We start from the raw sequence: 13,132 nt of genomic DNA, 5'->3' as shown, positions 1-13,132 counted from the left end.
GGGCCGTCTGCGCTTAGAGGCGCAGACGGCCCCATTCAATCAGCGTTGTCGGCTGGAATTAGCGGCGTCCGCCGCGTCCTCCACCACCGTTACGTCCACCACGGTCTCCACCGCGGCCGCCTCGGCGGTCACGGTCACCACCGCGGCGGTCACCGCCACCACGGGGCTTGTTGGACTTGGTGAAGTCGGCGAGGTCAACGGTCTGACCAGCTTCTTCCATCAGCACAGCCTTGCGGGACAGGCGGACACGGCCGGAAGGCTCAACTTCCAGAACCTTAACCTTGACGGTGTCGCCAAGGCTGACCACGTCGCTGGGCTGCTCAACGCGCTGGATGTCCAGCTGGGACACGTGCACGAGGCCGTCCAGACCGGGAAGGATTTCCACGATGGCGCCGCAGTCGATGACGCGGGTCACGCGGCCTTCATAGTCTTTGCCCACTTCGGCGGTCTGGTCATGGTACTGGACCATTTCCCGGGCGCGTTCGAGGGATTCCTTGGTCGGGGCGAAGATGAACACGCGGCCGTCGTCTTCGATGTCGATGTCAGCGCCGGTGTCGGCGGTGATGGCCTTAATGTTCTTGCCGCCGGGTCCGATAACGGAACGGATCTTGTCCGGGTGCACCGTAACAATTTCCAGCTGCGGGGCGTACTCGGAAACCTCGTCGCGGGGTGCTTCGATGACCTGGTCCATCTGGTCCAGGATGTGAACGCGGCCGGCCTTGGCCTGACCAAGAGCGTCGCGCAGCACCTGAGAGGGAATGCCGGAGATTTTGATGTCCATCTGGATGGCGGTCACGCCCTCGCGGGAGCCGGCCACCTTGAAGTCCATATCGCCGAGGGCGTCCTCGTCACCGAGGATGTCGGTAAGCACGAGGTAGTCGTCCTCTTCCTTGATGAGGCCCATGGCCACGCCAGCGATGGAGGTCTTCACCGGAATACCGGCGTCCATCAGAGCGAGGGAGGAACCGCACACCGACGCCATGGAGGAGGAACCGTTGGATTCCATAATCTCGGACACGACGCGGATGGTGAAGGGGAACTCGTCGTCCTTGGGCAGAATCGGAGCAATGGCGCGCTCGGCGAGGGTGCCATGGCCGATTTCGCGGCGGGAGGGGCCACGCAGGAAGCGGGCTTCACCCACGCAGTAGGGCGGGAAGTTGTAATGCAGCATGAAGCGCTTCACGCAGTCGCCCACGAGGGAGTCCATGCGCTGCTCATCACGGGAGCTGCCCATGGTCGCGGTGACCATGGCCTGCGTTTCACCGCGGGAGAACAGGGAGGAGCCGTGGGTGCGGGGCAGAAGGCCAACTTCAATACCGATGGGACGAACCGTGGTCAGGTCGCGGCCGTCGATACGGGTCTTTTCTTCCTTGATGCGGCCACGCACGATGCGCTTGGTGATGTCCTTGAGGACGTCGCCGAGGCACTTGGTGCGCTCCGGCGCTTCGGCGAAGCGCTCGGCAAGGGCTTCCTTCACTTCGTCCTTGATGGCGTCCTTGGCGGCGTAGCGCTCAAGCTTTTCAGGGATGAAGAGGGCTTCCTGCAGCTTGGGCGTGGCGATCTCTTCGATGGCCGCGCGGACTTCGGCGTCCTGCTCGGGAGTGGCGACTTCCAGCTTGGGCTGGCCGCAGGCTTCGCGCAGGGCGTCCTGAGCGTCCAGCAGGGGCTGCATCTGCTGGTGACCCCATTCAATGGCGTCGGCAATAAGGGTTTCGGGGGCGAACTGCGCGGAACCTTCAACCATGACAACGGCGTCACGGCTGCCGGCCATCACGAGGTTCAGTTCGCTCTGTTCAATCTGCGCGTAGGTGGGATTGAACACGAATTCCTTGTTGATGTAGCCAATGCGGCCACCGGCGATGGGGCCCATGAAGGGAATCTTGGAGGTGTGCAGAGCGGCGGACGCGCCAGTGATGGCGAGAACGTCGGGATCGTGCACATCGTCAGCGGAGTGCACCTGAGCGATGATCTGCACCTCGTCGCGGAATCCTTCGGGGAACAGCGGACGGCAGGGGCGGTCGATCAGGCGGCAGACGAGAACTTCGCGCTCGCTGGGGCGGCCCACTTCGCGGCGGAAGAAGCTGCCGGGGATGCGGCCGGCGGCGTAGGCGAGTTCTTTGTATTCAACGGTAAGGGGGAAGAAGCCCTTGTCTTCGGGCAGCTTCTGGGTCACGGCCGTCACGAGGACGACGGTGCCACCGCACTGGACCCAAACGGAACCATGGGCCTGCTTAGCAAGCTTGCCGGTTTCGAAAGAGATCTCGTTGCCGCCAATGATGGCGGATTTGCGGGTGGGAGTGAAAGTCAGTGTACTCATGTAATAGATACCTCTTGATAATGTTTCGGCCTTGTACCCTTACAAGACCGTATCCCCCGAGGTACGAGTAACGCTGCAAAGTTGTAAGAATAGGGCGTTGCGGAGAAGGGTCGCCCCATTGTCGCAACCTCGCAGCTGTTTACACGCTTCGGGGGTGGGGGAGGCCCGAAGGCCTCCCAACCATGATTGCTACTTACGCAGACCCAGACGTGCGATGAGGTCCCTGTAGCGCTGAACGTCATTCTTCTTGAGGTAGTTCAGCAGTTTCCGGCGCTGACCGACCAGCTTCAGCAGACCCGTACGAGAATGGAAATCCTTCTTGTGGGTCTTGAAGTGTTCGGTGAGGTACTGGATGCGGGACGTCAGCAGAGCGACCTGAACCTCGGGGGAACCGGTGTCGCCTTCGTGCTGCTTGTACTCTTCGATGATCTGAGCCTTGACTTCGGGTGTCATAACCACAGCGATATCCTCCAAAAATGGGGGTTGTGTCCGCTATATGCGGGGGTGCGGCTTCGCAGTGCTACCAAAGGCCGCGGAGTATTGACCAAAGAACCATCCCGTCGCGCTCTTTGGCTTCCACGAGCGCCAGAGGCGTCTCGTCTGGGCCAATGAGCATGGCGAGCGTGCCGGGCAGGGCTGGCTGGTCCTGTTCGCCAACTGACGTCACAGGCAGCCATGTGCCGTTTTGCACCTGCGCCGCTTGCGCCTCAGAGAGGTGCAGGGCGGGCCAGTGCGGCAGGGCATCCCGCATGGGGATAACCCGCTCGGCCAGCAATTCCGGATGCTCGACAAGGTCGTCCAAATCGAACGCCTGATCAAGCCCGAACGGATGGCAATTCTCCCGAATCAACTCTGTAAGCACTGCTCCGGAGCCGAGTCGAATCCCCAAGCTGTGGACCAGGGACCGCACGTAGGTTCCGGCGGAGCAGCTGACTCGGAAGCGCGCCCACGGCAGGTCCATTTCCAGAACCTCGGCGTGGGAAATATGTATGGGCTTCGTCTTGATGGGGACTTCCTTCCCTTCCCGGGCAAGGGCGTACAGGGGCTTGCCCTGATGCTTGGCCGCGGAGACGGGCGGAACGTCCTGCGTTTCAAGATTCAACCACGAAAGAACACCCTCTTCTACCTTTTCAGGGGAGAGATGGTCAAATGGCAATTCTTCAACAATTGTGCCTTCGGCATCGTATGTATCGGTTTTTTGCCCAAGACGAAACTGTCCTGAATACGTTTTGACGCCATTTGTCAAGTATGGCGCCAGCTTGGTGCCGTGCCCGAGGAGCACGAGCAGAACGCCTTGCGCCATGGGGTCAAGGGTACCGGCGTGGCCGATGCGGCCTTGGTCCAGCTTGCGGCGGATGATATTCAGGCAGTGGGCCGATGTGGGGCCGGACGGCTTGTTCAGAACAAGAATGCCGTCGTGCTGATTTTTACTGCGTTTTCTTTTTTTGCCCATGTATGTGCGGTGCTACTTGCAGGAAAGATAGTCTCGGGTGGCGTCGAGGACGATGCGTTCGGCCTCGTCGATGGGGGCCTTGATGAGCGCGCCAGCGGCGTTTTTGTGCCCGCCGCCGCCAAGGGTGCTGGCAATGGCCTGCACATTGACAAGGCCGGAGGAGCGGAAGCTGATCTTGGTCTGCGTCGGGCCGTCCTCACGCAGGCTGATGGCTGCTTTGACGCCTTTGATGCGCCGCACGTAATTCACCAGCCCGTCGGTGTCCTCGCTGGAGGTGCCGGTTTCTTCAAGCATGGCTTCCGTGATGCGGATGGTGCCGATGGTGCCGTCCAGATGCACACTTGCCGCGCCAAAAACGCGTGACCACAACTGCATGCGCCCAAGGGACCACTGGTTCAGAAACCGGGCGTTGAAGAACTCCGGATCAAGGCCTTCGCGCAGGATGTCCGCAGCCAGCATCATGGTGTCCGGCGAGGTGTTGCCGTAGCTGAAGTAGCCTGTATCCGTGACAAGGGCAAGGTAGATGCCTTCGCCAAGCCCGCCGCTGAGCGGAACGTCCAAATCCTGAGCAAGGTTCGCCACCATTTCGCCGACGGACGAGAAGGACGGGTCCACCCAGTTCACTTCGGCATATTCGGGATTGCCAAGGTGATGGTCGATGCAGACCGTTCCACGGCGCGTAAAGCGCGCGGCCAATGCGTCGCCAAGGCGGTGCAGGTCGCCGCTGTCCAGCGCGATGACCCACTGGGGCAACTCGCCCGGCAGTTCGGTGACGACCGGGACGGGCGTGTCCAGCCAAGCGAATTGGTCGGGCATGCCAGAGGCATTGTAAATGGTGACGGATTTGCCGAGGCGGGTCAGCAGATGCGCGAGAGCGACGGACGAGCCCATGGCGTCGCCGTCGGGGCTGGTGTGCGCCGCAATGAGAAAGCTCTCACCACTGGCGAGGATGTCTTTAATCGTCGTTCTGGGGGTGGTCATAGACCATATCCTCCAGATATTCGTCGTAAACGAAGCGGATTTTGGGCAGATACTTGTTCCTCAGGCGCTTGCCGAGGAGGGAGCGGATGTGGCCGGTCGCCTTGTCCAGGGCGAGCGCCGCGGCTTCGCGGTCCTCGTCAGAGCCATAGGAGGTGTAGAGCACCTCGGCGATGGACAGGTCCTTGTTCATCCGTACGCCGCTGACGGTGACCATCTCCGTGCGGGGGTCGCCGATTTCCTGCGTGATGATGGTAGCCACCTCGCGCATGATTTGGTCGCCCAGTCTATGGGCTCTGCGGGAATTGGAACGTTGCATGATGTATCCTAGAAAAGCGTGTCCGGGTCTTCGCCGGCGCTGAAAATTTCCATCTGGCTGTCAACCAGTTCTTCACTGGTCACATCCTGAACCATCTCCAGGATTTTCGCCAGCCGACTTTCTGTGTGCCGAGCACTTGTCGAGACAGTGACCACGCCCAGGACAAGCCGGTGATGGTTGTCCTGGGCGTGTATCTCACTTACCGCTGCATTGAAGCGGTGTCGTATCTTGTCTTTCAAACTGACGGCAACGCGTCGTTTTCCCTTGAGGGAGCGGTTGCCGTGCAGTCTGAATGTGAGGGTGAGAGTACCAATGTGCATGGTGAACCCTCAGCCTTGCGGCCGTGGCTAGTCGTCGAGCGTTGCTGCGACTTCCACTTCCTCGAAGGCTTCGATGACGTCGCCGACCTTGATGTCGTTGAAGTTCTCAAGACCGCCGCCGCATTCGTAGCCCTTACGCACTTCCTTGACGTCGTCCTTGAAGCGCTTCAGGGAGTTGAGCTTGCCGGTGTAGATAACCACACCGTCGCGCAGCAGGCGGATGCCAGCGTTGCGGCGCAGCTCGCCGTCCACGACGAAGCAACCGGCAACGGTGCCGACCTTCGGGATGCCGAAGGTCTCGCGGACTTCGGCCTGACCGAGGTACTTCTCGGTGATGACAGGCGCGAGCATGCCGGTCATGGCGTCCTTGATGTCGCTGACGAGCTTGTAGATGATGTCGTAGAAACGGATTTCCACGTTCTCCAAGTCGGCAACGTCCTTGATTTTTGCCGTGGGGCGCACGTTGAAGCCGATGATGATGGCCTGCGATGCGGCGGCCAGCAGAATGTCGGATTCCGTGATGGCACCGGCGGCGCTGTGCACAACGTCAACCTTCACCTTGTCGGTGGAGAGCTTGAGCACGGCTTCGGTAATGGCTTCCAGGGAGCCCTGCACGTCGGCCTTGAGCACGAGGTTCAGGGTCTGCACGTCCGCGTTGGGGCGGGAGGCGAGGAAGCTTTCCAGCGTCACCTTGGACTCGCGGGCAAGGGCGCGTTCGCGTTCCTTGATCTGGCGGTCGCTGGCGATGCGGCGTGCAACCTTATCGTCCTCAACACAGATGAACTCGTCACCTGCTTCCGGCACACCGTCAAAGCCCTGAACTTCCACAGGGATGGACGGACCAGCCATCTTGATCTTTTTGCCCTTGTCATTGTGCATGGCACGGACGCGGCCGTTGTGGGTGCCGCAGACAAAGGCGTCGCCCTGATTCAGGGTACCGCCCTGGATGAGCACGGTGGCGACAGCGCCACGGCCCTTGTCCAGACGTGCTTCGACAACGTGGCCGACAGCGCGCTTGTCCGGGTTGGCCTTGAGTTCCAGGAACTCGGCCTGCAGCAGAACCATTTCGAGCAGAGTGTCGAGGTTCATGCCGGTCTTGGCAGACACGTTCACAAAGATGGTGTCGCCGCCCCAGTCTTCAGGAACCAAGCCGTGGTCGGCCAGTTCGCGCAGAGCGCGTTCGGGGTTGGCTTCTTCCTTATCCATCTTGTTGACGGCCACGATGATGGGCACGCCAGCAGCCTTGGAGTGGTTGATGGCCTCGCGGGTCTGGTCCATGACGCCGTCGTCGGCGGCCACAACCAGAATGACGATGTCCGTCACCTGAGCGCCGCGGGCACGCATGGCGGTAAACGCTTCGTGACCGGGGGTGTCGAGGAAGACAACCTTGCCGCGGTCGGTTTCCACGTCGTACGCGCCGATGTGCTGGGTGATGCCGCCAGCCTCACCAGTGGTGATCTTGGACTTGCGGATGGCGTCCAGCAGAGACGTTTTACCGTGGTCAACGTGGCCCATGATGGTCACGACAGGAGCGCGCGGCTTGAGGGTCTCGGGGCTATCCGCTTCTTCGGGCGCGAGGTATTCGGCCTCGGAGAAGCCGACCTTTTCCATCTCGTAGCCGAATTCGGCGGCAACGAGGGTTGCGGTCTCGAAGTCCAGGGACTGGTTGATGGTCGCCATCACGCCGAGGTCGAAGAGCACCTTGATAAGGGCCTGAGCCTTGGTGCCCATCTGCTTGGCGAGGTCGGACAGACGGATGGCTTCCTCCATCTTGACCTTACGCTTTGCGGCCTTGATGGGCTGCGTGCTGACCTGATGCTGCGAAGCATCTGCGCCACCGCGGCCTTTCTTCTTGCGGTTGCGCTTCTGGAAGCCGAAGTGATCCTCGTTGGACTTCTTGGAGAAGTCGACAACGCGCTTGTCCTTCTTCTTCTTGTTGCGGCGCTGCTGCTCGCTCGTTGGCGGCGTCGCGGGGGCACCACCGGGCGTAAAGCCGGGCGCGCCGGGACGACCACCACCGGGACGGGGAGCACCGCCGCCGGGACGGCCAGCGCCGCCACCGGGACGTCCACCACCGGGACGGCCAGCGCCGCCGCCGGGGCGTCCACCGGCAGGACGACCGGGTCCACCGGGACGACCGCCGGGACGGCCACCCATGCGGGCACCGAGGTTCACGTGGGAGTCACCAGCAGCAGGGCGCGTGGGCGCGGGGCGTGCGGGCTGCGCATTGGGGTCAGGACGGGAAATAACGCGGACCTTGGGCGCTACGGGAGCGTCCTTCTTTTTGGTCTTCTTCTTTTTCTTGCCCTTTTTGTCGTCGTCAGCGGCAGCTTTGTCGTCGCTCTTGGCCGTTTTGGTCTCGGGCTTTTCGGAATCCTTGGCCTTGTCGGCGGATTCAGCGGGCGCTTTGTCTGCGGGCTGTGCGGCTTCGGCGTCCTTTTTGGGGGCCTTGGCTTTGGCGGCTGCGCCAGCCTTTGCGTCTTTACCTTCAGCCTTCTTTTCTTCGGCTTCGGGCGCGGCGGTGGCGGGGGCTGCCTTAACGGCGTCGGGGGTCTTCACGGCTTCGGATGCGGGCTTTTTCTCTTCTACGATCACTTCGGGCTCAGGGGTTTTTTCTTTCTTGGGCTTGATGACTTTGACCTTCGGCTCGGATTTCTTGGCGGGTTTGGCAGGCTTAGCCTTGGCCGCGGTCTTGGGCTTTTCGGCGGGCTCTTCAGTGGCTTCGGGAGCGTCGGCAGATTCGGAATCGGCCTGTGGCGCTTTGGCCGAGTCGTCAGCGCCTTCGGGCGCTGCGGCCTGCTTGGGAGCCTCTTCGGAAGCCTTCTCTTCCGTTGCCTCGGCGGGCTTATCGGTCTCTTTGACCTTTTTTCTGCGTCGGCGAACGACCATACCGGGCTGTACTTCCTTCCGAACCACCTCACCGGATGCGGACGTATCCTGCATCTTGGAGCGAACGGTCGCCACCTCGTCGGCGGTCAACGTGCTCATGTGGCTCTTCACTTGGATACCGAGCTCGCGGCATGCGTGCAGCAGATCCTTGTTCGTAACCCCGAGCTCCGTTGATATGTCTTTAACCCGAAATTTTTCTTCCATGTTTAACCCCCTGGCTTTTCTTGCGCCAGCCCTTGTATTTGGGAAACCGCTTGCCGCAGTCTGCATCGGAACAGAGATAATACCCTCGGCCGGGCAGTGTGCCCGTTTCGTCCCGCAAGAGGGCAGGCGTGTCCCCGTCCGAGCGGACATAGCGCGTAAGCTCGTGCTTCGGGAGCCGCCGGCCGCAAATAACGCACCGGCGTACGGGGACATGTCTGTTCCGTGTTTCCATCGTGTTCGATACGGCATCCGTCATCGGACGGACATCCGTTACTCCTCTTCGGGAGTTTCCTCAGTGACTTCGTCACCTTCTGCGGCTGCGACTTCGGCGAACTCTTCCGCCGATACCTCATCTTCTTCGTCGCCCTCGGCTTCATCAGCCTGGAACGAACGCAGCAGGTTGATAGCGGAGCGGACATCACCGATCTGGGATTCGGACAGCGACTCAATGGAGAGCAGGTCTTCATCCTCTGCGGAATCCAGCTTGTCCACGGAATCAAAGCCAGCGGCAAGGAACTCTTCCACGGGGACCTCGGCCACGCTGGCAATCTGCTCCAGGTGCTGGAGCTCTGCGTGGAGGTCGCCGTAGCGGGACTCAGTAAAGATATCGATCTTCCAACCCAAGAGGCGCGCGGCCAGCTTGACGTTCTGCCCCTTGCGGCCAATGGCCAGCGTGAGCTGATCGTCGGGCACGACGACTTCAAGCATGTTCTCTTCCTCATCCACCGTAATGCGGGAGATAACGGCGGGGGAGAGGGCGTTGACAGCGTAGGTTGCTACATCCGGGCTCCACACGACAATGTCGATGCGTTCGCCGCGCAGTTCCTGAACGATGTTCTGGATGCGCGAGCCACGGATGCCGACACATGCGCCCACGGGATCGACGTCCCTGTCGCTGGACTGGACGGCAACCTTGGCGCGGCTGCCCGGATCGCGGGCGACACCGAGAATACGCACGGTGCCGTCTGCCACTTCGGGCACTTCCCTCTTGAAGAGGGCGGACATGTACTCCGGGCAGGAGCGGGACACGATGACCTGCGGGCCACGGCCCTCGCGGCGTACCTCGGTGAGGTAACACTGCACGCGGTCGCCACGCTTGTAGCGCTCTCTGGGAATCTGCTGGTCCTTGGGCAGAAGGGCTTCCGTTCTGCCAAGGTTGATGATCCAGCCAGCCTTGTCGCGGCGCTGGATGATGCCGCTGATGATTTCGCCGACGCGGTCCTTGTATTCCTCGTAGATGATTTCCTGCTCTGCGTCGCGCATACGCTGGATGATCACCTGTTTGGCGGACTGGGCGGCGATGCGTCCGAGGTCTTCGACGTTAAGGCGGAAGCCCAGCTCGTCGTCAACCTGCGCACCGGGATCATGTTCCTGTGCGTCTTCGATAGTGATTTCGGTTGCCGGGTCGTTGACCTCTGCGACAACCGCTTTGAACTGATATACTTCGATTTCGCCGGTTTCCTCATTGAGGCTGACTTCGATGTCGATGTCATCGCCGTACTTGCGTACGACGGAGGAGCGAACGGCTTCTTCAAGGGTATCGACGAGCAGGTCGCGGTCGATGCCCTTGTCTTTGCTGATCTGTTCTATGGCTTTTTTCAGTTCCATACTCATGGAAAAACCTCCAAGCTCGGCTTGCCGATTGAAGTCCTAGCCTTTTCTCCCCTTGGCGCCGGGTTCCGGAAACGCATAGCGGAGGTTAGCCTTCTTAATCTCGTCCCAGTTGCACGAGAGTGCATCTGTCCCATCATTAATGGTAATGGTCTGCCCATCGACGGAGACGAGCTTTCCGGTATATCCCTTTTGGCCTTCCAGAGGCTCCAGCAGGGTAACGGACACATCCTGGCCCACGTAGGCAGCCATCTGGTCCGCAGAGAAAAACTTGCGATTCAGTCCCGGCGAGGAGACTTCCAAGGTGTACTTGCCTGGAATGAGGTCTTCCACGTCAAGGGCCACGCTGAGGTCGCGGGAGAGGCGTGCGCATTCGGCGATGGTGACGCCGTCGTCTGTTTCAACGTACACGCGCAGGACGGAGCGGTTGTCGTTACCCGCAAGGTCGATGCCCCACAACCACAGGCCCTGTGCTTCAGCCATGGGCCTGATCAGGTCATCAAGTTCCTGAATCAGATGTGTGTTCATAGTGTGATCTGCCTGAAAAAAAAAGTGGACCGCGAGGTCCACTCGTCTCATTTTGGAATAGATCCGAGGGGTTAGAAGTTCTGGAGCGGGTGACGAGGTTCGAACTCGCGACTCCAAGCTTGGGAAGCTTGTACTCTACCAGCTGAGTTACACCCGCGCCTCGGAACGAGACGAAATACCAAATTGGGGCACCTTGTCAAGCGTCCAGGGTAAAATCCGGTAATTTTTGATTTTGCCTCGCGCAGAAAAAATGCCGGATTCACGGACGGCTTTGCGTGGGCGCAGCCGCCAACACGCAATCAATTACCATAATATAGAACAGGGTTAAACCCTTTTGAAAGAGAAATCCCGCATGAGAATGGTTCTCATGCGGCGGGCTTTGGTGCGCGCTGGCGCGGAGGCAGAAAAATGCTGTGGCATACCGAATTCCTTTTGGCGCGGTACTTGCTTCTCTAGGCACAGGAAACTCGCGCCAAGGAGGCGGAAAAATGCAAGACGGTATGTATAGCGCGCTTTTCGGGGCTTTGACCCAAGAGCACCGCATGAACACCATCGCCAATAATTTGGCGAACGTGAACACCACCGGCTACAAACGCGACCGGATGGCCTTTCGTGACGTGTTCGTTCGCTTCGCTCATGACGTGATTCGGGAACCGGTTTTGAACGTCCGTTCCAAGCCGCTTTTCCCGGAACCGGACTATCTGTCAAAAGTCCGCATAGCGGAGTCGCGCATTGATTTTAGTCAGGGGAGTATGAAGAAGTCGGACAACCCGCTGGACCTTGCCATCTCGGGCGAGGGCTTCTTCAAGGTCCGCAACGACAACGGTGACTACTACACTAGAAACGGCCACTTCACCGTGGGGCCGGACGGCATCATCGTCAACGCGGACGGGCATCAGCTCCTCGGCGAGGGCGGCCCCATTGCCGTGCCGCCCAGCACGCGCCTGAGCGTGACGGCGGATGGTCAGATTTTCGCCGACGGCGAGGCGCTGGACGCCATCCAGCTGTCTACGGTCAGCAACCTGACCGCCCTGCGCAAGGTGGGGCAGAACCTTTTCGAAATCCACCCCGACCGTCAGGCCGTTGAAGAACCGGCACTGGAGGCGCAGGTGGCACAGGGCTACCTCGAGGCCCCCAACGTCGAGGTCGTGACCGAAATGGTCAAGATGATCGAAACCCAGCGCTCCTTCGAGGCCTATCAGAAGGTTATCACCACGTCGAAGGAGACGGACTCCAACGCAATCAATAAGGTCGGCAAGGTCTGATCAGGAGGCTACTCACCATGATGCGATCCTTATGGACGGCCGCGACGGGCATGGTCGCCCAGCAGCTCAACATTGACGTCATCTCGAACAACCTCGCCAACGTGAATACCATTGGCTTTAAAAAGAGCCGGGCGGAGTTCGAGGACCTGATGTACCAGAACCTCAAAATGGCGGGTTCCCCGACCGACGGCGGCGGCTTCACCCCCACCGGCCTGCAGGTTGGTATGGGTGTCAAACCCACGACGGTACACAAGTTTTTCACCCAGGGTGACTTTCAGAACACCAACAATCCGTTGGACATGGTCATCGAGGGCGATGGCTTCTTTCAGGTGGATATGAACGGTGAGCAGGCCTACACCCGCGCCGGTGCGTTCAAGTTGGACAACGAGGGCACTGTTGTGACGGCCAACGGCTACACCCTGCAGCCCGAGTTCACCGTGCCGGTGGACACCGCCAACATCGTCATCACGGACAAGGGCCATATGGCGGCCTTGGACAAGAACGGCGAGGAACTGGCGGCAACGGATATCCCGCTCTACACCTTCGTCAACCCCGCAGGCCTCAACAGCATCGGCAAGAACCTGTATCTGCCGACCGAGGCATCCGGCGACGCCACCGAAGGCACCCCGGGCGAGGACAACGTTGGCACCGTCGCTCAGGGTTTCATTGAAATGTCCAACGTCGAAATCGTTGACGAAATGGTGCAGATGATCGTTGGCCAGCGCGCCTACGAGGTGAACTCCAAGGCTGTGACCACCTCGGACCAGATGCTCCAGATTGCCAACCAGCTGAAGCGATAGCATGACCGAGCCAAGGAGGATGCGATGAATATGACACGCGACACCGCAGCAGGACGCAGGCTGTCGGACTTTGCTCCGGTGCTGGCGACCCTTATTGGGGCGCTGGTTGTGCTGTGCTGGCTGTTCGTTGCCGTGGCGCAGGCCGGGGAGACGCGGCCAACGTGGCGCATCGCCGTCCGGGACGCCGCAGTGGTGCAGGGCGATGTCGTGCGTCTTGGCGAGATTGCGTCCCCCGTGGGCAACCTGAAGCCCGATGAGTGGAAGGTGCTGGCGGCCACGGAATTGTGGAAGGCCCCGCGTGAGCGCGGCGACCAGACCAGCATCCCCCGTGAAAAGCTGCAGCGCATCATGGACTACTACCTTGAGGACTACGGCGAACTGTGCATTTTGCCCGGTCGCCTCGTGGTCCAGAAGGGCGGCAGGCTGGTGCGGCGCGATGGACTCATCA

At 60.5% G+C, this 13,132-nt stretch carries 12 protein-coding genes, 1 tRNA gene and 1 pseudogene; 3 read left to right on the top strand and 11 right to left on the bottom strand.

Annotated elements, in window-relative coordinates:
* Positions 1-58: 58 nt before the first annotated feature.
* From pnp to ACY69P_RS07475, 11 genes are all read right to left on the bottom strand, one after another.
* Positions 59-2,317, bottom strand: coding sequence for a polyribonucleotide nucleotidyltransferase (gene pnp, locus ACY69P_RS07525; RefSeq protein WP_459899504.1), 2,259 nt, complete (start codon positions 2,315-2,317; stop codon positions 59-61).
* A gap of 189 nt (positions 2,318-2,506) precedes the next feature.
* The gene (gene rpsO / locus ACY69P_RS07520; RefSeq protein WP_459899506.1) at positions 2,507-2,776 is read right to left on the bottom strand and encodes a 30S ribosomal protein S15; all 270 of its coding nucleotides are present in this window, start codon (positions 2,774-2,776) and stop codon (positions 2,507-2,509) included.
* A 61-nt stretch (positions 2,777-2,837) separates the two neighbouring features.
* On the bottom strand, positions 2,838-3,770 hold the full coding sequence (truB, locus tag ACY69P_RS07515; RefSeq protein ID WP_462327039.1) for a tRNA pseudouridine(55) synthase TruB: 933 nt from the start codon (positions 3,768-3,770) through the stop codon (positions 2,838-2,840).
* 12 nt (positions 3,771-3,782) lie between these two features.
* Positions 3,783-4,751, bottom strand: a complete 969-nt coding sequence (locus ACY69P_RS07510) for a DHH family phosphoesterase (RefSeq protein ID WP_462327038.1) — start codon at positions 4,749-4,751, stop codon at positions 3,783-3,785.
* Positions 4,726-5,067 (bottom strand): 30S ribosome-binding factor RbfA, encoded by a 342-nt coding sequence (gene rbfA / locus ACY69P_RS07505; RefSeq protein ID WP_459899511.1) that lies wholly within the window; start codon positions 5,065-5,067, stop codon positions 4,726-4,728. Before rbfA ends, ACY69P_RS07510 begins: the two co-directional genes overlap by 26 nt.
* 8 nt (positions 5,068-5,075) lie before the next feature.
* Complete coding sequence (locus tag ACY69P_RS07500) at positions 5,076-5,387, bottom strand: DUF503 domain-containing protein (protein ID WP_404844689.1); 312 nt, start codon at positions 5,385-5,387, stop codon at positions 5,076-5,078.
* Between the two features lie 27 nt (positions 5,388-5,414).
* The gene (gene infB, locus ACY69P_RS07495; RefSeq protein ID WP_462327037.1) at positions 5,415-8,480 is read right to left on the bottom strand and encodes a translation initiation factor IF-2; all 3,066 of its coding nucleotides are present in this window, start codon (positions 8,478-8,480) and stop codon (positions 5,415-5,417) included.
* The gene (locus tag ACY69P_RS07490) at positions 8,458-8,712 is read right to left on the bottom strand and encodes a YlxR family protein (RefSeq protein ID WP_462327040.1); all 255 of its coding nucleotides are present in this window, start codon (positions 8,710-8,712) and stop codon (positions 8,458-8,460) included. The genes infB and ACY69P_RS07490 overlap by 23 nt, the downstream gene beginning before the upstream one ends.
* 38 nt (positions 8,713-8,750) lie before the next feature.
* Positions 8,751-10,094 (bottom strand): transcription termination factor NusA, encoded by a 1,344-nt coding sequence (nusA, locus tag ACY69P_RS07485; RefSeq protein WP_459899515.1) that lies wholly within the window; start codon positions 10,092-10,094, stop codon positions 8,751-8,753.
* A gap of 36 nt (positions 10,095-10,130) precedes the next feature.
* Positions 10,131-10,619: a ribosome maturation factor RimP gene (locus tag ACY69P_RS07480; RefSeq protein ID WP_404844693.1), complete on the bottom strand. Its 489-nt coding sequence runs from the start codon at positions 10,617-10,619 to the stop codon at positions 10,131-10,133.
* Between the two features lie 81 nt (positions 10,620-10,700).
* Positions 10,701-10,776 (bottom strand) — tRNA-Gly (locus ACY69P_RS07475).
* A 331-nt stretch (positions 10,777-11,107) separates the two neighbouring features.
* Between ACY69P_RS07475 and flgF the strand changes: the two genes are divergently transcribed.
* The 3 genes and pseudogenes from flgF to ACY69P_RS07460 all read left to right on the top strand — a co-directional run.
* Positions 11,108-11,884 carry a flagellar basal-body rod protein FlgF gene (gene flgF, locus ACY69P_RS07470; RefSeq protein ID WP_459899517.1) on the top strand — a complete coding sequence of 259 codons (777 nt, stop codon included), beginning with the start codon at positions 11,108-11,110 and terminating at the stop codon, positions 11,882-11,884.
* A gap of 17 nt (positions 11,885-11,901) precedes the next feature.
* Positions 11,902-12,684, top strand: coding sequence for a flagellar basal-body rod protein FlgG (flgG, locus tag ACY69P_RS07465; protein WP_404844695.1), 783 nt, complete (start codon positions 11,902-11,904; stop codon positions 12,682-12,684).
* A gap of 24 nt (positions 12,685-12,708) precedes the next feature.
* Positions 12,709-13,132: pseudogene (locus ACY69P_RS07460) on the top strand (hypothetical protein); the annotation flags it as partial.

The sequence above is a fragment of the Desulfobaculum sp. genome, from assembly GCF_054921475.1.
This window is presented reverse-complemented; position numbering and strand designations above follow the sequence as displayed.

Bases quoted from the DNA above. Each gene is read 5' to 3' on its own strand.
- ACY69P_RS07480 (WP_404844693.1), bottom strand. From the start codon at position 10,619: ATGAACACACATCTGATTCAGGAACTTGATGACCTGATCAGGCCCATG.
- pnp (WP_459899504.1), bottom strand. From the start codon at position 2,317: ATGAGTACACTGACTTTCACTCCCACCCGCAAATCCGCCATCATTGGC.
- truB (WP_462327039.1), bottom strand. From the start codon at position 3,770: ATGGGCAAAAAAAGAAAACGCAGTAAAAATCAGCACGACGGCATTCTT.
- nusA (WP_459899515.1), bottom strand. From the start codon at position 10,094: ATGAGTATGGAACTGAAAAAAGCCATAGAACAGATCAGCAAAGACAAG.
- flgF (WP_459899517.1), top strand. From the start codon at position 11,108: ATGCAAGACGGTATGTATAGCGCGCTTTTCGGGGCTTTGACCCAAGAG.
- ACY69P_RS07510 (WP_462327038.1), bottom strand. From the start codon at position 4,751: ATGACCACCCCCAGAACGACGATTAAAGACATCCTCGCCAGTGGTGAG.
- infB (WP_462327037.1), bottom strand. From the start codon at position 8,480: ATGGAAGAAAAATTTCGGGTTAAAGACATATCAACGGAGCTCGGGGTT.
- flgG (WP_404844695.1), top strand. From the start codon at position 11,902: ATGATGCGATCCTTATGGACGGCCGCGACGGGCATGGTCGCCCAGCAG.
- rbfA (WP_459899511.1), bottom strand. From the start codon at position 5,067: ATGCAACGTTCCAATTCCCGCAGAGCCCATAGACTGGGCGACCAAATC.
- ACY69P_RS07500 (WP_404844689.1), bottom strand. From the start codon at position 5,387: ATGCACATTGGTACTCTCACCCTCACATTCAGACTGCACGGCAACCGC.
- ACY69P_RS07490 (WP_462327040.1), bottom strand. From the start codon at position 8,712: ATGGAAACACGGAACAGACATGTCCCCGTACGCCGGTGCGTTATTTGC.